Genomic DNA, 18,059 nt, shown 5'->3' on the forward strand with positions numbered 1-18,059 from the left:
CGCACGCACGAACTTGGGGCCTGCTCATGGACGTCTCTTTCCTCGGCGGACCACACCCTCAACGCGGTGTAGGTGTCGTCGCCCCTTTCGACTTCGCACTCGACCGGGAGCTCTGGCGCTGGGTGCCGGACGAGATCTCCCTCCACCTGACGCGCACGCCGTACGTGCCCGTCGAGGTAAGCCTTGACCTGGCACGACTCGTCAGCGAGCACGAAACGCTCGCCGAGGCGGTGCGCGCGCTGAGCGCCGCGGAGCCCGAAGTTCTGGCGTACGCCTGCACGTCGGGAAGCTTCGTCGGCGGCATCGCGGGTGAGCGCGCGATGTGCGAGGCCATGAACCGCGAGGGCGCGGTCTCGGCCGTCACGACCTCGGGCGCGCTGCTCGAAGCGCTCGACGATCTGGGCGCGCGGCGCATCGCGCTCGTCACGCCCTACACCTGGTCGGTGACCCAGTCCCTGGAGCACTACCTGGCCGAATCCGGTGTGTCCGTCACCGGTCGCGCCTATCTGGGCCTGACCCGGCACATCTGGAAGGTGCCGTACAAGGACGTGGCGGAGATGGCGCGGCGGGCGGTGCTGGGCGGGGCCGACGCGCTCTTCATCAGCTGCACCAACCTCGCGACGTACGACGTCATTCCGCAGCTGGAGGCCGAGCTGCAGATGCCGGTGATCTCCGCGAACCAGGTGACGATGTGGTCCGCCCTGCGCCGTCTGGGTACCCATGCCGTAGGGCCCTACCAGGCGCTGATCAATCCGAGTGCCAGGCCGGGCGCGGGTCCGGTCGCCGGGCCGGGCGAGCTGCCCGGTGTGGTACCGGTCGATCCGCCCCGGGGGCTGCCCGAAGGACCACCAACGCTGCCTTGAAGGAGGCTGGAAGTGACCGCACTTGGTTTCCTCTATCCGGGTCACTCGGCTGAGGACGAGTACCCCCGCATGGAACAGATGCTGGGGAGTGACGTCCGGCTGCAGGTCGTCCACACCGACATCGGCGAGGACGCGCACCGGGTGGACGCGCTCCTGGAGATGGGGTCGACGGCACGGCTCGCCGCCGGGGTCGAGGAGTTGCGTCTGGCCGGGGCGGAGGCGGTGGTGTGGGCCTGCACCAGCGCGAGCTTCGTCTTCGGCTGGGAGGGCGCGCACGACCAGGTCCGTGCGCTGGCCCGGACGGCGGGCCTGCCGGCGTCCAGCACGTCCTTCGCGTTCGCCCACGCGGTACGTGAGGTGGGCGCGGGGCGGGTCGCCGTGGCGGCCACGTACCCGGAGGACGTCGCTTCCCTCTTCGCCTCGTTCCTGAAGGCGGCCGGCACGGAGGTCGTGTCGACGCGGGGGAACGGGATCATCACTGCGGCGGAGGTGGGTACGTGGGGCTGGGAGGAGGTCCGTGCCATGGCCCACGCGGGCGACCACCCCGACGCGCAGGCGCTCCTGCTCCCGGATACGGCGCTGCATACGGCGGCGTATGTGCAGGCGCTGGAGGAGGAGCTGGGCAAACCGGTCCTGACGGCGAACCAGGTGACGGTCTGGGAAGCGCTGCGCCTGGCGACCCGGCGGGTGAACGCCCCCTCCCTGGGGGCGCTCTTCACCAAGGAGCCGGTGGTGCAGGTTCGGGAGTAGCGGCTGCTGCGGGGTCGGTCCGTGTGTGGGCCGGTCCGTGTGTGGGTCGGTGCCGCGCCGGTATGTCCGTCCTCGCTATCGTCCGGTGGCCGCCCGGCCGCTGCGGTCCCGGAGCGCCGCGAACCGTGCTCCGGGCGGACATACCGGCACGTCCCCTCCCGAGCGCTCCCGACTGCGGGTAGTCGCTGGTCACTGCGGGGCAATCGGGCGGGTGGGCGGGAAAGGCTTGTTCGTTCAGGGGCGGATGCGGGGTTACGGGCGGGTGGGTGGGAGAGGTCTGTTCGTTACGGGGCGCCGCGGGGCAGGGGGCCGGGCATCGGGGAATAAAGCGGAGCCCCCCTCCTGTTGGGTCTGCGGAGTACGAAATACCGCACAAGCACCGCGCAGCAGGAGGCAGGCCCCCGTGACAGTGGACCCGAGCGACGACATCCGCGGCGAGCGGCACGGCAGCGCGCCGGTCCCGCTCTCCGTACTGGACCTGGTGACCGTGGGCGCGGGGCGTACCGCCACCGACGCCCTGAAGAAGAGCGTGGAGATCGCCAAGCTCGCCGAGGGGCGCGGATACCACCGCTACTGGGTGGCCGAGCACCACTCCATGCCGGGAGTGGCCTCCTCCTCACCGGCGGTCATCCTCGCCCACCTCGCCGCCCACACCGAACGCATCCGGCTGGGATCGGGCGGCGTCATGCTGCCCAACCACGCTCCTCTCGTCATCGCGGAGCAGTTCGGGACCCTGGAGGCGATGGCTCCTGGGCGTGTCGACCTGGGGCTCGGGCGCGCCCCGGGTACGGACGGTGCGACCGCCGCCGCGCTGCGCAGGACCGAGCGTCTCAATGAAGGCGCCGACGACTTTCCGCAGCAGCTCGCCGAGCTGACCCGCTTCTTGGACGACGACTTTCCCGACGGGCACCCGTACGGCCGTATCCACGCCGTCCCCGGCCCCGTCCAGGCCACCTCACCCGGCGGCGTCCAGTCCCCGCACCGCCCGCCCCTGTGGCTGCTCGGCTCCTCCGGCTTCAGCGCCCGCCTCGCCGGAGTCCTCGGTCTGCCCTTCGCCTTCGCCCACCACTTCTCGGCGCAGAACACGATCCCGGCGCTCGACCTCTACCGGGAGTCGTTCAAGCCGTCCGCCGTGCTCGACGCTCCGTACGCTCTCATCGGCGTCTCGGCTCTCGCCACGGATGAGGAGGGCGAAGCTCGGCGTCAGGTTCTTGCCGCCGCGCTGAACATGGTCCGGCTGCGCACCGGGAAGCCGGGGCTTGTCCCGACTCCCGAGGAGGCCGAGGCGTACGCGTTCAGTGACATGGAGCGGGAGTTCGTCAACAGCTGGAACTCCAACGTCATCCACGGCACCGCCGACCAGGTCCGCACCGGCCTCGACGACCTCGCCAAGCGCACCGGCGCCGACGAGTTGATGATCACGGCCAACGCGCACAGCGGTGAAGTCCGGTTGAGGTCCTACGAGTTGATCGCCGACGCCTACGGGCTGCCCCGCGCCTAGACTCAACTCGCCGCGAGCAGTGCGGAGATACGATCCGGCGTCACCGGGCGGGAGTACAGCCACCCCTGCCCGGTGTCGCAGCCGATCCGGCGCAGCCGTGCCGCCTGGGACGTCGTCTCCACGCACTCCGCGGTCACCGTCAGGCCCAGCCGGTGGGCGAGTTGCACCAGCGCCTCGACGATGACCTCGTCGGCGGGGTTGATGTGCGCCTCGCCCGCCTCCGCGTCGTACTGGAAGCCTCGTACGAAGGAGCCGTCCAGCTTGAGGACGGACACCGGAAGGCGGCTCAGGTAGGCCAGGTTCGAGTAGCCCGTGCCGAAGTCGTCGATGGCGATCCGCACCCCCATGTCGCTGAGCGACTGGAGAGCCTGCAGCGGGCGGCCCGCCGAGCCCATCACGGCCGACTCGGTGAGCTCCAACTGGAGCAGTTCGGGGCGGAGTTCCGTCTCGGCGAGGATCTCCTCCACGTCGGCCACCAGGTCCGAGTCCCACACCTGGCGCACCGCGACATTGACGCTCACGAAGACCGGCGGCCGCCCTGGGTGGTCCAGCTGCCACTGCCGGGCCTGGCGGCACGCGGTCCGCAGCACCCAGCGGCCCAGCTGCACGATCGAACCGTCCTCCTCGGCCAATCCGATGAACCGATTCGGCGTCAGCAGGCCGAAGCGCGGATGCTGCCACCGCACCAGCGCCTCGACCCCGCGCAGACCGCCGTCCTCCAGGCGCACCAACGGCTGGTAGTCCAGCAGGAATTCACCGCGATCGACGGCCGGACGCAGTGAGCTCGACAGCGACTGCCGCGTCATGCGGTGGGCGTTGCGCTCGGGGTCGAAGAGCGTCCAGCGGGCCTTGCCGTCCGACTTCGCCCAGTAGAGCGTCGTGTCGGCGGCCTGCATCAGGCACGTCGTCGTGGCCCCGGCGGCCCGCCGCTCCACGACGCCGATCGACGCCGAGACGGAGAGCCGCTGGCCCGACAGGTCGAAGGGCTCCTGCAGCGTCTTGAGCGCCGCTTCGGCGAGGTCGGCCAGCTGGTCCGTGCCCGTCGAGTCCTCCACGAGCAGCGCGAACTCGTCGCCGCCCAGCCGTGCGACCAGCGGCGCCGCCGTCCTGCCGTGGCCCGCCTCGTCGGCGCACCGCGTGAGCCGCTCCGCGACGGCCGCGAGCAGCCGGTCGCCGACCCGGTGGCCGAGGGTGTCGTTGACCGCCTTGAACCCGTCGAGGTCCAGATAGCAGAGGCCGATCCGGCCGGTGCCCGTGTCGTCGTACGCTCCCGCTTCGAGCGCGGCGGCGAGGCGTTCGAAGAACAGGCTGCGGTTGGGCAGCCGTGTCACCGGGTCGTGCATCTGGAGGTGCCGCAGCCGGGCCTGCAGCTCGCGGCGGGCGCTGATGTCGGTGGCGGCGAGCAGCACCGTGCTCCCGCCGGGCATCGGCGCGACGGTGACCTGGATCCACAGGGAGTGCCCGTCGGGGTGTTTCAGGCGCCGGGTGCAGCGCAGCTTCGCCTGGCGGCCGCGGAGCACCTCGCGGTACGCGTGCCAGGTGCGGGCCTCCGACGCCAGGTCCACCAGATCGGCGGCGAGGCGGCCCGTCAGCTCGTCCGGTGTCGCGCCGAGCAGCTCGGCGAGCGCGTCGTTCGCGTCGACGACGACCCCTTCGCCGTCGACGACGCCCAGGGCGAGAGGGGCGGCGGCGAAAGCGGCTCGGTGATCGGGCAGCTGCGCCGGACGGCGACGCTCCGTAGTGGGCGCCCCAGCGAGGTCGGGTGCTGTGACCGCTGTGGGCGCTTGGCCTTCAGACGTTCCGTTCACCACTTGCTCCCGCAGTGCAGTTGTTCGGCGAGGCCGGGCCCGCGCAGGAAAGTGTGCCGATCATAGGGGCTGGCCCGAGGGCGCATCCAGCCACAGCGCGGCGCCGCGTGGCGGCCGTCTCCGGCATAGGACAGGCGCATGCCCGGCCTGGGTTTGGCGCCCACACGGCGACAGATCGTTTCTGCTCGACCCGGTACCGCTTCCTTTGCGCCTCAATCTTCCCGGCGACCACTTGTGACGTTCCGTGAGCACTCGACGCGCCGCTCATCACCCGACCGGGTCAGACAAACAGGGCGTATTTGAATAAATCATCACAGGGTGGGTGGGATGCCCCGCAATCCGCACCCGGAGGTCGACGTGCCGCGTCAGCTACCCCCCTGGGGACTCACCCGTGGAGGGGAGAGAACCCGGTTGCGCAGCGCGGCCGCCGCCCTCACATCCCTGACCGCACTGGCCGCCACGGGGCTCGTCGCGGGTCCCGCGATCGCCCAGACCTCGGCGGTGCCCTGCGCGCTCCAGCGCACACCGGCGCATCACTCGGAGGGCCTGGACACCTGGAACGCCGCCTATCCGCGCCCCGAACGGACCCTCGACGCGGTGATGGTCTTCCTCTCCTTCCCCGACTCCCCGCCCCGGATCGACCCCGAGGACCTGGCGGCCGACTACTTCCCCGCCACCAGCCAGTTCTTCGACCGCGCCTCCTACGGCAAGTTCGCGCTGCGCCCGCACCCGCAGCGCGAGTGGGTCGAGATGCCGGACTACTCCACCGCGTACGCCATACAGCGCGACTGGAACGCGGCACGGCGCAGCGCCTATCTGCGGGACGCGGTGACCGCCGCCGATCCGCACGTGGACTTCTCGCGGTACGACGTCGTCTACTTCGTCGCGGACCCGGACGCGCCCGGCGTCGACTCGGACGCGACGAAGGTCGTCAACTTCGACCGGCCGATGCGGGCCGACGGCGCGGACATCAAGCGCATCGTCACGGTCTTCGAGCAGCATCCACCGGACCGCAACGTCCTCGCCCACGAGACCGGCCACGTCTTCGACCTGCCCGACCTCTACCACCGGCCGACGGACGGCGAGGGCGACTGGGACACGCACGTCGGCGACTGGGACGTCATGGGCAGCCAGTTCGGGCTCTCCCCCGACCTCTTCGGCTGGCACAAGTGGAAGCTCGGCTGGCTGGACGAGCGGCAGGTGGTGTGCGTGGAGGGCGGCGACCGGCGGCTGACCCTGGAGCCGCTGTCGGCGCGGCCCACGCGCGGTGGCGTCGGCGGCACCAAGCTGGCGGTCGTGCGCACGGGCCGTGGCAGTGCCATCGCCATCGAGGCGCGCGACGCGGCGGGCAACGACCGGGCGACCTGCCGGGAAGGAGTGCTCGCCTATCGCGTACGCAACGAGGCGCCCTCCGGTGGCGGCCCGGTCGAGGTCATCGACGCGCACCCGGACTCGGAGGCGTGCTGGGGCGCATCGGTGTATCCGCCGCTCGCGGACGCGCCGGTGGGGGCGGGGGAGAGCTTCACGGTGCCGGACGAGGACGTACGCATCGAGGTCGAGGGGCGGACGGCGACGGGGGCGTGGACGGTGAAGGTGTCGGTGGGCTGAGCCGTCCCCGACATCTTGTCGGCGCCGAGGATGAAGGAAGCGCCGGGCATGAGGAAAGCGCCGGACATGAGGAAAGTGCCGGACATGAGGAAAGTGCCGGACATGAAAGGAGCCCCCCGCTTGCGCGAGGGGCTTCTTTCTGTCTGTGCGCCGTCAGGGACTCGAACCCCGGACCCGCTGATTAAGAGTCAGCTGCTCTAACCAACTGAGCTAACGGCGCCTGCTGACGTCGTAGACCTTAGCACTCTGATCGCCGCCAGGAAAAATCGAAATACGGACCGCGGAGCCCGCCGCCGCACGGGCCGCGCGGACGCAGGCCCAGAGCGTCACCTCGGGCCCCGGCAGCCAGGGGTGCCGGGCGTCGGGGGCGACGAGCCAGCGCGATTCGAGGTGCCCTTCGAGGGGGCCGGACCGCTCGGTCTCCCCGTGTTCCGCGGTGAGCGGCGGCACCGTCACCGCGTCCCCCATGCCGTGGCAGAGCACGCCCGGCACGGCGCGGCCCCACTCCTCCCACTCGAGCAGCGAGGGCAGCCGCTGGGCGGTGCCGGGGGCGGTGAAGAGCAGCATGCGGCCGCGGTGCGCGGCGACGGGGCCCGAGCCGGGGCCTTCGTCCCACAGGCGGTCGAGCATCCGCCGGCCGAAGACCGCGGGGACGCTCACCACGTCGAAGACGGAGCCGCAGGGCAGGACGGCCGGGGCGGTGGGGCGGTTGCGCCAGTGGGCCAGGGCGCTGCGGGGATACGTTTCCGCGGAGGCGAGCCAGGCGGCTCCCTCGGTGGTGACGTCGGAGATGTCCTGGACGTCGGCGGGGTGGGGATCCGGGTGGAGGCGCGTGCTGCTCATGGCGACTACATCTACCGGTGGTGAAGGTTCCATTTCTGAGAGTTGCCAGAAATCAGGACAACAGGGGGTGGGAGGGAGTACCTTGCCCCCATGGCATATGCCCCGTGATCTTCTTCCGGGGCCCGGAGCGCCCTTCGCGCCCCCTGTCCGGCGCCTCTCAGGCCTCCGGACCGCCGCCGCCCGCACCGGCCCCGCGCAGCAGGTCCCGGCCGAACTCGACCATCTTCTTCGCGTAGTCCTCGGTCCACTGCGCGCGCTCGGCGATCGCGGCGGGTGTCAGCCGGTCGAAGCGCCGGGGGTCGGCGAGCTGGGCGGCCGCGATCGCCTGGAACTCGACCGCACGGTCCGTCGCGGCACGGAAGGCGTGGGTCAGCTCGGTGGCGCGGGCCAGGAGCTCACGAGGGTCCTCCATCGACTCCAGGTCGAAGAAGTGCTCCGGGTCGGCGACTGCTTCCGCGGGCTCGAAGAGCAGGGGCGCGGGTCGCAGACGCTGTTCGGTCCGGGGCCGCTCGGGCTCCGCCATGGTTCTTCCTCCTCGTACGGTTTCCGGCCGTGGGGCCGACTTCCATTCTCCCTTGCTGCGCAAGGGGGCCGTGGGCCCTGGGCTGTGGGGGTTCCAGGATTTCCGCGCACCGCCAGAGCTAGGGCCGCCATGCCACTCGGTGTTCGGTGTGGTGCGCCTGCGGGTTCACGGTCGCCACGCCACTCGGTGTTCCGCGAGGCGGGCCAGTACCGCGTGGTTCGCTTCCCAGCCGTCTGGGCTGTTTCTCTTGGCCGCCTCCGGCGGCGTGCCGGACTCCGTCCGGCGTTTGGGGTGTGGTGTGTCCGCGGGTTCACGGTCGCCACGCCACTCGGTGTTCGGCCAGGCGGGCCAGTACCGCGTGGTTCGCTTCCCAGCCATCCGGGCTGTTTCTCTTGGCCGCCTCCGGCGGCGTGCCGGACTCCCTCCGGTGTTTGCGGTGTGGTGCGCCGGCGGGTTCACGGTCGCCATGCCACTCGGTGTTCGGCGAGGCGGGCCAGTACCGCGTGGTTCGCTTCCCAGCCGTCTGGGAACTTCACGGTGACGCCCAGTTGGACCGGTTCCGTCGACGGGTGGTCGTCGAGCAGTTCGCTGACGCCCGCGCGGCAGATCACGATGCAGGCGTGGCGGTGGCGGGACGCCAGGACGCACAGGCGGCCCGTCTCCAGGTGGAACGCGGTGGCGTCCGGGCGGCCGGAGAGCGGGTGCAGGACCACCGTCACGTCGAACTCGCGGCCCTGGAGCCGGTTCGCGGTGTCCACCGTGACGTCTCTTACGCCCATTTCCGCGAGGATCGCCCGCACCGCCGCCGCCTGGTCGCGGTGGGCGGTGCCGACGGCGATGCGGTCGGCCGTCAGGGGCGTGGGCTCCGGGCCGCGCTCCGACGTGGCCGCGCCGCCCCGGTCCAGGAGCCGCCGCACGACCTGGGCCACCGCGCGCACGGCCTCGGGGTCGGTCCGCGGCGTGTTCCGCGCGGGCAGTTCCAGCAGGCCCCAGCCCGACTCCGCCGCCTCGTCGATCACCCGGTCCGGGCCCGAACCGTCCGACGGGACACCGAAGCCGAGTTTCCTGTCGCCGTGGTCCGTGCCGCTGCGGAAGGGCGTGTACGGATAGAACGCCGCCGACACCAGCGGGGCCGCCGACGCCGGGAGCCGCCAGGACACCGGCAGGCGGTGCTGCGGCAGTTCGGGATTGTGCGCGAGCAGCGTCGTCACCGCGCTCGCCGAAGGGTCGTACGCGAGACCGGCCCACTGCTCGGCGCCCACGATCGAGAACGGGTCGAGCTGGCCCGGGTCGCCCACGAACAGGGCCCGCTCGAAGAGCCCGGCCACGGCGAGCAGCGCGTCCGAACGCATTTGGTACGCCTCGTCCACGATGGCGTGCCGCCAGGGCTCCACGTCCTTGACGTGCGCCCACTTCGCCGCGGTGGACACGACGACGTCCAGGCCCGCCAGGTCGGCGGCCTTCGTGGACGTACGGACGAAGGGCAGGTCGTCCAGGGCCTTGTCGTACGCGTCCGGGTCGCTGCTGTGCAGACGGCCCACCGGCAGCTCGGGGTCCTTCTCGGCGAGCCGCAGCACCAGGTCGTCCACCTGCGCGTTCGTCTGCGCGATCACCATCAACGGGCGCCCGGCGGCCGCCAGTTCGCGGGCCGCGCGGACGACGAGGGTCGACTTGCCCGCGCCGGGCGGCGAGTCGACGACGACACCGCGGTGCGCGCCGTGCAGCGTGTCGTGCAGGATCGCGTCCGTGGCGCGGGTGGCCGCGGCGCCCGGGTCGAAGGAGGCGCGGTCGAAGGGGGCGGTCGGACTCACAGGGTGTCCTCCGGCGTCACGGGGTCAGGGCGCTCGGCGGCGTCGCCCGGCGGGCCGCCGTGGGTCCAGGGAGTCGCCTCGGGTTCGGGCAGCTTGGGGCCGCCGCGCTGCTCGTGCTCGAAGAGCGTCCAGCAGACGCGGTCGCCCTTCTCCGGCACGGAACCGGGCTCGGGCTCCTTGCCGCGCCCCATCTTGTCGGTGACGCGCAGGACGACGATTCCCTCGCCCTCGTACGTCACGAACTCGGCCGTCTGCGGCTTGCCCTGCAGCGAGCGGTACACCTTCGCGCGCTCGGCCAGGTGCGGGTGGTCGTCCGTGCGGACCGTGACCAGGGGGCGTGGCCTCGGGCTCTTGCCCTCGCTGTACGCCATGACCACCTCGGTCACCTCGCCGGCGAAGGCCTCGCCCGCGAGCCTGCGGCCGGCCATCACCAGCGGGTCGTCGAGCGCTTCCTGGGCCTCCAGCCTGGCCTGTTCGCGCTCGCGCGTGGCGAGCTTGTTCGCCGCCGTCACTGCGTCGTCGACGCGGGGCTGCGGGGGTTCGCCCGCCGTCACGCGGTCGCGGTGGCCGGTGAACGACCAGCGGTCGCGGGTCCAGCGGTCGGCGGCGCGCGGGGCCTCGGGAAGCGTGCAGAGCGCGTCGAGACCGCGCCACACCGCGTCCCAGGTGGGGCGGGTCCTGCTCTCGATCAGGGAGCGGATCTCCCGCTCGGCGGCGGCCAGTTCGGCGAGGCGGGCGTCCGCCTGGATGCCGTCCTCGGCGGTGGCGAGGGTGCCGCGCGCGCGGTCGTAGCGCTCGATGGCCGGGGCGAGGAGGCGGTTGTCGAACGCCGGGTCCGTGGCGGGGCCCGCGGGCGGGCAGAGCAACTGGCCGTCCTTGTCCCGCGCCAGCTCGGCGCGGAGCGCGGCCTCGGCGCCGGACGTGCCTTCCGGGGCCTCGATCCAGGCGAGCAGGGCGCCCAGGTGCTGGTCCTCCAGGCTGGACTGCCCGGTGGCCCAGTGCCGGGAGAGCAGTTCGGTCATGGCGACGAGGAGGGAGGAGCCGGGAACCCGGGCGCGCTCCCCGAAGTGGGTCAGCCAGCGGCCGAGGAGGGGGACGCGCGGCGGGGCGGGATAGGGCGTCTCAGGGTCCTGCTCCGCGGTGCGGCGGAAGCGGGTGGAGCGGCCGATGAGCCGTACGAAGTCGATGCCGGCGCGGCTGGGGACGATCAACTGCGGTGCGTCCGCGCAGAGTTCGACCTCCACCTTGACCCGCTTGCCGGTCTCCGGGTCCGTCTCGCTGCGTTCCGCCGCCTCGACGTCGTCCGTGAACGAGTCGACGTACTCCAGGACGGTGTCCGCGAGTTGGGCGAGGAAGGTGAAGCGCAGGTCGCGGTCGCGGGGCTGCGGCACGATGAGCACGCGGGGCGAGGTCCGCTCCGTCCCGACGAGCGCGCCGAGCGGGGCGCCTGCCTCGCCGGCGGTGATGAGGGGGACGAGGACGAGGGGGCGCTGGGAGAGGTGCCGGTGCCGGGTCGTTGCTCTGGGCTGGGCGCGGCCGGTGGCCACCGCCTCCAGGCGGGCGAGGTTGTCGATCAGTGACACTGGGTCGCCTCTCCCTGCGGGGCCGTTGCACGGGGCTTTGGCGGTGCGCTGTCCGTCGTCGCCTGTTCGCCGCCGTCGTCGCCTGACGCGCCGCGGGGCGCTGCGCGGTGCGGCGGCCTTTGCGGGTCGTCATCCGCTGCTGCCCCGCCGCTTCGCGGCGGATTTTCCCCACCCGCCCACCCGATCACCCGGCGACATCCGCCCACCGAAGGACCGGCCAGCGGATGGGCGGGCCGGTGGAGCGCGGCCACCGGAAAGCTCCGGAACGGGTGGGCGGTCGGGAAGCCAGATGCAGCCGCAGCGCACGGGAGAGCGCGGCGGTACGGGAGAGCGTGGCGGTACGAGACAGCACGGCCGTACGAGACAGCACGGCCGTACGAGACAGCGCGGCCGTACGAGACAGCGCGGCCGTACGGGAAGGTGTGGCGGTTCGAGAGAGCGCGGCTGTACGGGAGAGCGCGGCGGTACGGGAGAACGCGGCCGTACGGGAAGGTGTGGCTGTACGGGAGAGCGCGGCCGTACGGGAAAGCGCGGCGGTTCGAGAGAGCGCGGCGGTACGGGAAAGCGTGGCGGTACGAGACAGCGCGGCGGAGCACGCCGGGCAGCTGCGTCGCATACGCGGTCAGCACGGCGTACCCCCCGCCGCTTCCCCGCCCGAGGCGCCCACGCGCGCCGCTTCCCCGCCCGAGGCGCCCACGCCCGACAACGCCTCAGCGCGCAGTGCCGCCGCCCGCCGCAGTGCCGCCACCGCCGGGTCCGCGGGATCGCCCGATGTGCCGTTCGCCGCCGACAGGACCCCGGCGACCGTCGTCAGACCGCCCAGCTCGCCCCGCAGCGAGCGGCCCAGGGACGTCACCGCGCCCTCTTCGCGGGAGCGTTCGCGGCAGTGGAAGGCCAGTTCGCAGGCGGCCAGGCACTCGGGGGCGTACGTCGCCGGGACCGATTCGACCGCCGCCGTCAGGTCGGCGGCGGGGCGGGACACGTCGAACGTCGTGCCCTCCGGAAGCGCTGCCGCGATGTCCTCGATGCGGGTCAGGCGCGCCAATTGGCGCCTGGTCACCGAGAGTTGTTTGCGCACGTCGATCGCCGACGCCGTCGGGAGGTTCGAGAAGTCCTTGGGGCAGACCAGGAGCACGTGATGGCGGACCTGGGGCGCCGGGTCCAGGTGCGCGGCCACCCGCTCGAGGGCCAGTGCGTACACCGCCGCCTGGCGCGCCGCGGCGCCCACCTTCGCCGCGTCCGCCGAACCGTCGATCATCGGGAAGGACTTGATCTCCACGACCGTCCAGGTGCCGTCGGGGTGGATCACCACCGCGTCCGGTTCGAGGAAGGCGGGGGTCCCGGCGACGTCGAGCGCCAGCATGGGGTGGTCCAGGAGGGTCCAGCCCTCCGTGGACGTCGCCTCGCGCAGGGCGAGGGACGTGCGGGCCGCGCGGCCCTCGGGGCCCACCGCGGTCAGGTCCGGGACCGACGACTCGCCCGGCACCGGCTCGGGTCCGCCCCCGAGCCGCCCGTGCGCCAGACGCAGCAGCTCCGCGCCGCCGTCCGCCTTGACCTTCGCCTCGAAGGCGTTGCCCCGCATGAACGCGAACTGCGACTGCCCGAAGGAGGCGGGGGAGCCGAGCGACTGGGCGAGCGTCGCCTTGTCCACGCCCGCCCCGTCGAGCAGTGCCCGCCGCCGGCACCCCGGGTTCGCGGCGAGGGCCGCCAGCGCGCGGGCGTCGAGCGGCTGCGCGGGGACGTCCGGTCCGCGCAGCTCAGCGAGCCGCTGTCGGAGTGCTGTCCCCCGCTTCGGCGGGTCGGGCACTCGGCTCGGCGCCTGGCTCGGCGGGCCGCTTGCGCGGCCGGGGAATTCGCTCACCTGTCGAAGTCTGGCACCCGCCACTGACAATTGAGGACTCTGGGGCTGACGAGGCCGCGGCCACGCCCACGACGGACGGCGACTTCGGCCTCGCCACCATGCCCGAAGACGGCCGCGCGGCCGCGAACGGCACACCCATTCTGGCCTTCACCCGGTCCGCGAGCCGCAGCACCGGCCGGGCCAGGAGCAGCCCGATGCCCATCACGACGGCGCCCGCGACGGCGTCGAGGAAGTAGTGGTTCGCGGTGCCCATCACGACGATCGTGGTGATCAGCGGATAGCCCACCGCCGCGACCCTGGCCAGCGGCGAACGCCCGTGACGCCACAGGATCACCCCGCACCACAGCGCCCACCCCACGTGCAGGCTCGGCATCGCCGCGTACTGGTTGGTCATGCCGCCGAGCCCGCGCGGCGCACTCGCCTCGCCGCCCCACCAGCCGAAGTCGCTGTACTGCGCCATGGTGTCGACGAAGCCGTGGCCCTCGCTCAGCAGGCGGGGCGGGCAGGTCGGCAGGAGCGTGAAGCCGATCAGGCCGATCATGGTGGAGGTCATCAGCCACGCGCGTGCGGCGCGGTAGTGGACCGCGCGGCTGCGGAAGAGCCAGACGAGGATCAAGGGCGTCACCAGATAGTGCAGCGACGCGTACCAGAAGTCGGCGGGGACACCTATCCACGAGTGGTCGGTGAAGAGACGGTTCAGCGGGTTCTCGGCGTTCAGGCGCAGGAACTTCTCGACGCGGAGTATGCCGAGGCCGTGGTCGACCGCGGTGGACACGTCGCCGCGCGCCAGCAGCCTGCCGGCCGAGTACGCGGCGTACACCAGCACGATCAGCGGCAGTTCCGTCCACCAGCGAAGCCGAAGCCCGCTGATGCCCCCGGTGCCCGGAGCGTCGGTCTGCGGCATCCGGTCGGTCCCCCATCCTCTTTGGTCATGCGGTGTTCGCCGCCGCCTCACTTTACGGCGTACGCGAGAGCGCGCTGCGGCGGTCCCCGGTCGTCTTAGACGCAGAGATCGACGAGCGGGTTGCTCCTGGCGGGCACCAGTGATCGCGATCCGGCGCGTGAGTGATGATGGAAGGTACGGACAGCTGTCTGTCCACAGAATTCGCTCTATGACAGCTGATGGTCTCGACCGATGACGACGACCGTCGGCTCGGGAAAGGCTCGACATGGCACCGCGCATCCTGCTGGCCCGGCACGGACAGACGGAGTGGTCACTGTCCGGCAAGCACACCGGCAGGACGGACATCCCGCTCCTCGAAGAGGGCCGCGACGGCGCGAAGCTCCTGGGCGAGCGTCTGCACCGCGCCCCCTTCGACGGGCTCCCGGACGTCGAAGTGCGCACCAGCCCTCTCGCGCGTGCGCGCGAGACCTGCGAGATCGCCGGCTTCGGGGACCGCGCCACCCCCTGGGACACGCTCATGGAGTGGGACTACGGCTCCTACGAGGGGATGACCCCGGCCGAGATCCAGGACGTACGCCCCGGCTGGTTCATCTGGCGCGACGGCGTCCCCGGGGGCGAGACCCTGGAGCAGATCACCGCCCGCGCGGACGAGGTGGTGGCCTGGGCGCGCGGCGCGGACCGTGACGTCCTGGTCTTCGCGCACGGGCACATCCTGCGGTCCATCGGCGCACGCTGGCTGGGCCTCGGCGTCGACTTCGCCGCCCGCATCCGCCTCAACCCGACCTCGATCTCCACCCTCGGCTGGGCCTACGGCGAACCGGCCGTCGAGTCGTGGAACGACACCGGGCACCTGGCCTAGCCGCCAAGGGCGTACGGGCGGCTATCCCGCCCGCGGCAACGAAGCATGCTGCTCCAGGAAGCCGCACACCCCCGAGGCGCGCCGGTGCGGAAGCAGCACCCGGGCCGTCGTGGCGAGCATCGACTGGATGCGCGATGACTGCACCTCGTCCAGGAGCCCGATCACCCGCACGCCCGCCGTCGCCGCCTCGTCCGGGCGGCCTGCGCGGGCCAGGTCGTCGGCGAGCTCCGCGGTGTACAGGGCGATGTTCCGGGTGAACTGCGGGGTCTGCGCCGACGCCACGCCCGCCGCGCGCCGCGCGTGCCGCACCGCACGCCCCCAGTCGCCGAGCGCCGACCAGCACTGCGCCTCAAGGCCCTCCAGCTCGGCCGGGCCGTAGAAGCTCATCCACTCCGGGTCGGCGTCACAGGGGCCCCGGTCGAAGAGGGCGTGCGCGCGGGTCAGCGACTGCTCGCAGCCGGCCCGGTCGCCGAGCCCCGCCCAGCCGCCGGCCTCGCGCAGCGCGAGGAGCGAGAGCAGCCGGGGCGACGCGAGGTGCCGGGCTGCGCGCGTTGCCGCCTGGGACGCCCGCACCGCCTCCCGGGGCCGTCCGGCGTCGCGCGCCAGGAACGCCGTGTTGCAGAAGGCGTGTGCCTCCAGGGCCGGATCGGAGGCCATCCGGGCCGTCGCGAGCGCCTCCGCGTAGTGCGAGCGCGCGTCGTCGAAGCGGCCGGAGTCGTGCGCCAACCAGCCCACGGAGATGGCCAGTTCACCGGCGCCCGCGTGCAGCCGGTCCGCCGTGGACTGGCGGGTGGTGCCCGCGTCGAGCAGGGCGTAGGCGGTCCGCAGCGGGGCGGCGGCGCGGCGGTAGAGGCCGTCGGCGCCGTGCCGGTCGTCGAGCAGCCGGATCTTCCGTACGGCTTCCTCGACCGCGCTCACCTCGGCCTCGCCCGCCTTGCCGCCGCGCTGGGCGGTGGCCTCGGCCGGGTTCGGGGCGGCGAGCAGCCCGAAGGGCCCCATCGAGGCGGCGGCCACGGTGGCCGTGCCGCTCATGAATGCGCGACGCCGCACGTCGCTCTCCTCGTGGCTCTGGATCTCGTACGGGTCGTACTCGTGCTCTTCGGGGCCACAAGGCCCGGGCGGAGAAGACTCATACAGCTGGATCGTGGTGTGTGGGGCGGGCGCGCCGGACCCGGCGCGCGCCCCCCGTCCGCGCACTGCGGAGCGGGGTGCGAACCCCAGGTCCGTCAGCGTCCGGCCGGGAAACAGGTGCAGGAACACCCGCTCGTACGCGTAGTTGGGGCAGCGGATCTCGCCCGCCTCGACGCGTCCGATGTAACGGGCGTCGCAGCTGACGCGCTCCCCGATGTCGCGAGCGGCCCGGCGGATCACGGCGGCGAACTCGCCCGGCGAGCGCTGTCCGCGCAGGTGACGGAAGCGAAGGTTCGGTCGTGGGGACGGAGTTGACGATGCCATCGGTGACGACGCCATGGCCTGACCCTCTCGTACGGATCGTGCCGGAGTGCGCCGAATCCTGTGGATCCGGCGATGCTGCCCCTGTTCCGGCGGAGCACGAACGTACCCGCTGTGATGGGGACGGCACGCGGAGTTTGGCTACAAACCGGATATCTCACCCATGATCTGCCATGAAGTGCCATCCTTTGCGGCGGCATTCCGCCGTAGCTGTTGACGCCGTCCCGCGTTGAACCATGAGGAGAGGGAGCGACGCGGCTTCCACCCTTGTGAGGAGGGGTCCCCTTGTTGGAGATCAGCGTGGAGAACGGTGCATCGCGGGCGTCGTTGAGCACGGCACGGCACCTGCCGACCCCGGACCACAGCGCACCACCACAGCAGGGCGTCCGGCCCACCGAGCCCCCCGGCTTCTGCGACCTCGTCACCGTCCCGGCCCGCCAGGGCCTGGAGGCGGTCGACATCCTGCGCCGCGGGGCGGGCGACGCCGTCGGCCCCGTCCTGCACGACAACGGCTGCGACACCCTCGGCTTCCTGGTGCCGCCCGGCACCGCGGATGCCTGGGACCTGCCGGGCAGCGCGTGTACGCAGACCTTCCGCCGCGGCTCCCGCCCGCACACCGAGCCGGAGCCCCCGCCGCCCCCGGTCGCGGGCACCGGCTGGCTGCTGCCCCCCGACGAGGCCGATCCGGTCACCGACCCCGCCGTTCTGCGCGCGGCGCTCGGCCAGGCGGCCCGCACGATCGAGGCCGCCGACAACTGCCGCTGAGCCCGCGGTGGGGCAGTACTCCAAGGTCATCGGGCCGCGCCGTCCCCGTGCGCCGATAATGGTCCGATGGCAAGGAACAGGCGGTCCCGGGAAGAGGCGCAAGCCGTCGTCGAGAAGGTGGACGGCGGGCTCGCCGAGCTGATGCCCGACCGGGACAGGGCGCGCGCGTGGACGCTGCTCGTGGACGGCGCCCCGCAGTCCCACGTCGACCTCGACGACCCGGCGTATCTCGACTTCGAGTACCAGCGCAGGCTCGGCCACGTCGCCGACCTGGTCGCGCCGGCCGGCAAGCCGGTCCAGGCCCTGCACCTCGGCGGCGGCGCCTTCACCCTCGCCCGCTACATAGCCGCGACCCGGCCACGTTCCACCCAGCAGGTCATCGAGCGCGACACCGCGCTCATCCAACTCGTGCGCCGCGAGCTGCCGCTGGACCCGCAGGCGCGGGTGCGCGTGCGCGGCACCGACGCCCGCGAGGGGCTCGCGAAGATCGCGGACGGCTGGGCCGACCTCGTCATCGCCGATGTCTTCAGCGGCGCCCGCACCCCCGCCCACCTCACCAGCGCCGAGTTCCTCGGCGACGTACGCAGGGTCCTGAAGCCCGGTGGTCTCTACGCGGCGAACCTCGCCGACGGGCCGCCGCTCGCGCATCTGCGCGGCCAGCTCGCCACCGCCGCCACGCTCTTCCCGGAGCTCGCCCTCATCGCCGACCCGGCGGTGCTGCGCGGCAAGCGCTTCGGCAACGCGGTGCTCGTCGGCTCGGACGTGCCGCTGCCGATCGCCGAGCTGACCCGGCGCAGCGCGGGCGACTCGCATCCGGCGCGGGTCGAGCACGGCAGGGCGCTCATCGACTTCAGCGGGGGAGCGGCGGCGGTCACGGACGCGAGCGCGGTGGCATCGCCCGCGCCGCCGCCCTCGGTGTTCCGCTGAG

At 72.6% G+C, this 18,059-nt stretch carries 15 protein-coding genes and 1 tRNA gene; 7 read left to right on the forward strand and 9 right to left on the reverse strand.

The window, feature by feature from the left end; genetic code table 11:
- Window positions 1-26: 26 nt before the first annotated feature.
- From ACIGXX_RS19360 to ACIGXX_RS19370, 3 genes are all read left to right on the forward strand, one after another.
- Window positions 27-863: a decarboxylase gene (locus tag ACIGXX_RS19360; RefSeq protein WP_399977124.1), complete on the forward strand. Its 837-nt coding sequence runs from the start codon at window positions 27-29 to the stop codon at window positions 861-863.
- Between the two features lie 12 nt (window positions 864-875).
- The gene (locus ACIGXX_RS19365) at window positions 876-1,613 is read left to right on the forward strand and encodes a decarboxylase (RefSeq protein WP_351164682.1); all 738 of its coding nucleotides are present in this window, start codon (window positions 876-878) and stop codon (window positions 1,611-1,613) included.
- A 403-nt stretch (window positions 1,614-2,016) separates the two neighbouring features.
- A complete protein-coding gene (locus ACIGXX_RS19370) occupies window positions 2,017-3,114 on the forward strand; it encodes an LLM class flavin-dependent oxidoreductase (RefSeq protein ID WP_351164680.1) in 1,098 nt (365 codons plus the stop codon).
- A 2-nt stretch (window positions 3,115-3,116) separates the two neighbouring features.
- On the opposite strand, the gene ACIGXX_RS19375 is transcribed toward ACIGXX_RS19370, so the two are convergent.
- Window positions 3,117-4,922, reverse strand: a complete 1,806-nt coding sequence (locus ACIGXX_RS19375; RefSeq protein WP_399977128.1) for a putative bifunctional diguanylate cyclase/phosphodiesterase — start codon at window positions 4,920-4,922, stop codon at window positions 3,117-3,119.
- A 327-nt stretch (window positions 4,923-5,249) separates the two neighbouring features.
- Between ACIGXX_RS19375 and ACIGXX_RS19380 the strand changes: the two genes are divergently transcribed.
- Window positions 5,250-6,530, forward strand: coding sequence for a M6 family metalloprotease domain-containing protein (locus ACIGXX_RS19380; RefSeq protein WP_399977131.1), 1,281 nt, complete (start codon window positions 5,250-5,252; stop codon window positions 6,528-6,530).
- A 146-nt stretch (window positions 6,531-6,676) separates the two neighbouring features.
- On the opposite strand, the gene ACIGXX_RS19385 is transcribed toward ACIGXX_RS19380, so the two are convergent.
- From ACIGXX_RS19385 to ACIGXX_RS19415, 7 genes are all read right to left on the reverse strand, one after another.
- Window positions 6,677-6,750, reverse strand: a tRNA-Lys gene (locus ACIGXX_RS19385).
- Window positions 6,741-7,373, reverse strand: a complete 633-nt coding sequence (locus tag ACIGXX_RS19390; protein ID WP_351164677.1) for a bifunctional DNA primase/polymerase — start codon at window positions 7,371-7,373, stop codon at window positions 6,741-6,743. The genes ACIGXX_RS19385 and ACIGXX_RS19390 overlap by 10 nt, the downstream gene beginning before the upstream one ends.
- 157 nt (window positions 7,374-7,530) lie before the next feature.
- Complete coding sequence (locus tag ACIGXX_RS19395; protein WP_249589766.1) at window positions 7,531-7,896, reverse strand: hypothetical protein; 366 nt, start codon at window positions 7,894-7,896, stop codon at window positions 7,531-7,533.
- Window positions 7,897-8,351: 455 nt separating this feature from the next.
- A complete protein-coding gene (locus ACIGXX_RS19400) occupies window positions 8,352-9,707 on the reverse strand; it encodes an AAA domain-containing protein (protein WP_351164676.1) in 1,356 nt (451 codons plus the stop codon).
- Window positions 9,704-11,290, reverse strand: coding sequence for a hypothetical protein (locus ACIGXX_RS19405; RefSeq protein ID WP_351164675.1), 1,587 nt, complete (start codon window positions 11,288-11,290; stop codon window positions 9,704-9,706). Before ACIGXX_RS19405 ends, ACIGXX_RS19400 begins: the two co-directional genes overlap by 4 nt.
- A 622-nt stretch (window positions 11,291-11,912) precedes the next feature.
- Entirely contained in the window at window positions 11,913-13,097 is a 1,185-nt protein-coding gene (locus ACIGXX_RS19410; protein WP_351164809.1) for a hypothetical protein, read from the reverse strand.
- A complete protein-coding gene (locus ACIGXX_RS19415; RefSeq protein ID WP_351164674.1) occupies window positions 13,048-14,055 on the reverse strand; it encodes a phosphatase PAP2 family protein in 1,008 nt (335 codons plus the stop codon). The genes ACIGXX_RS19410 and ACIGXX_RS19415 overlap by 50 nt, the downstream gene beginning before the upstream one ends.
- 265 nt (window positions 14,056-14,320) lie before the next feature.
- Between ACIGXX_RS19415 and ACIGXX_RS19420 the strand changes: the two genes are divergently transcribed.
- The gene (locus ACIGXX_RS19420; RefSeq protein WP_351164672.1) at window positions 14,321-14,914 is read left to right on the forward strand and encodes a histidine phosphatase family protein; all 594 of its coding nucleotides are present in this window, start codon (window positions 14,321-14,323) and stop codon (window positions 14,912-14,914) included.
- 21 nt (window positions 14,915-14,935) lie between these two features.
- On the opposite strand, the gene ACIGXX_RS19425 is transcribed toward ACIGXX_RS19420, so the two are convergent.
- Window positions 14,936-16,384 carry a tetratricopeptide repeat protein gene (locus tag ACIGXX_RS19425; RefSeq protein WP_351164670.1) on the reverse strand — a complete coding sequence of 483 codons (1,449 nt, stop codon included), beginning with the start codon at window positions 16,382-16,384 and terminating at the stop codon, window positions 14,936-14,938.
- Between the two features lie 270 nt (window positions 16,385-16,654).
- On the opposite strand from ACIGXX_RS19425, the gene ACIGXX_RS19430 reads away from it, so the two are divergent.
- Together ACIGXX_RS19430 and ACIGXX_RS19435 are read left to right on the forward strand one after the other, a co-directional pair.
- Window positions 16,655-17,131, forward strand: coding sequence for a hypothetical protein (locus tag ACIGXX_RS19430; RefSeq protein WP_383822692.1), 477 nt, complete (start codon window positions 16,655-16,657; stop codon window positions 17,129-17,131).
- Between the two features lie 66 nt (window positions 17,132-17,197).
- The gene (locus tag ACIGXX_RS19435) at window positions 17,198-18,058 is read left to right on the forward strand and encodes a fused MFS/spermidine synthase (protein ID WP_351164668.1); all 861 of its coding nucleotides are present in this window, start codon (window positions 17,198-17,200) and stop codon (window positions 18,056-18,058) included.
- The last annotated feature ends 1 nt before the right edge of the window (window position 18,059 follow it).

It is taken from the genome of Streptomyces sp. NPDC055243 (genome assembly GCF_044544025.1).
Taxonomy (GTDB): Bacteria; Actinomycetota; Actinomycetes; order Streptomycetales; family Streptomycetaceae; genus Streptomyces.

What these genes read in the sequence shown, in the direction of transcription:
- ACIGXX_RS19425 (WP_351164670.1), bottom strand. Translation starts at nt 16,384, where the DNA reads ATGGCGTCGTCACCGATGGCATCGTCAACTCCGTCCCCACGACCGAAC.
- ACIGXX_RS19395 (WP_249589766.1), bottom strand. Translation starts at nt 7,896, where the DNA reads ATGGCGGAGCCCGAGCGGCCCCGGACCGAACAGCGTCTGCGACCCGCG.
- ACIGXX_RS19415 (WP_351164674.1), bottom strand. Translation starts at nt 14,055, where the DNA reads ATGCCGCAGACCGACGCTCCGGGCACCGGGGGCATCAGCGGGCTTCGG.
- ACIGXX_RS19420 (WP_351164672.1), top strand. Translation starts at nt 14,321, where the DNA reads ATGGCACCGCGCATCCTGCTGGCCCGGCACGGACAGACGGAGTGGTCA.
- ACIGXX_RS19380 (WP_399977131.1), top strand. Translation starts at nt 5,250, where the DNA reads ATGCCCCGCAATCCGCACCCGGAGGTCGACGTGCCGCGTCAGCTACCC.
- ACIGXX_RS19390 (WP_351164677.1), bottom strand. Translation starts at nt 7,373, where the DNA reads ATGAGCAGCACGCGCCTCCACCCGGATCCCCACCCCGCCGACGTCCAG.
- ACIGXX_RS19360 (WP_399977124.1), top strand. Translation starts at nt 27, where the DNA reads ATGGACGTCTCTTTCCTCGGCGGACCACACCCTCAACGCGGTGTAGGT.
- ACIGXX_RS19435 (WP_351164668.1), top strand. Translation starts at nt 17,198, where the DNA reads ATGGCAAGGAACAGGCGGTCCCGGGAAGAGGCGCAAGCCGTCGTCGAG.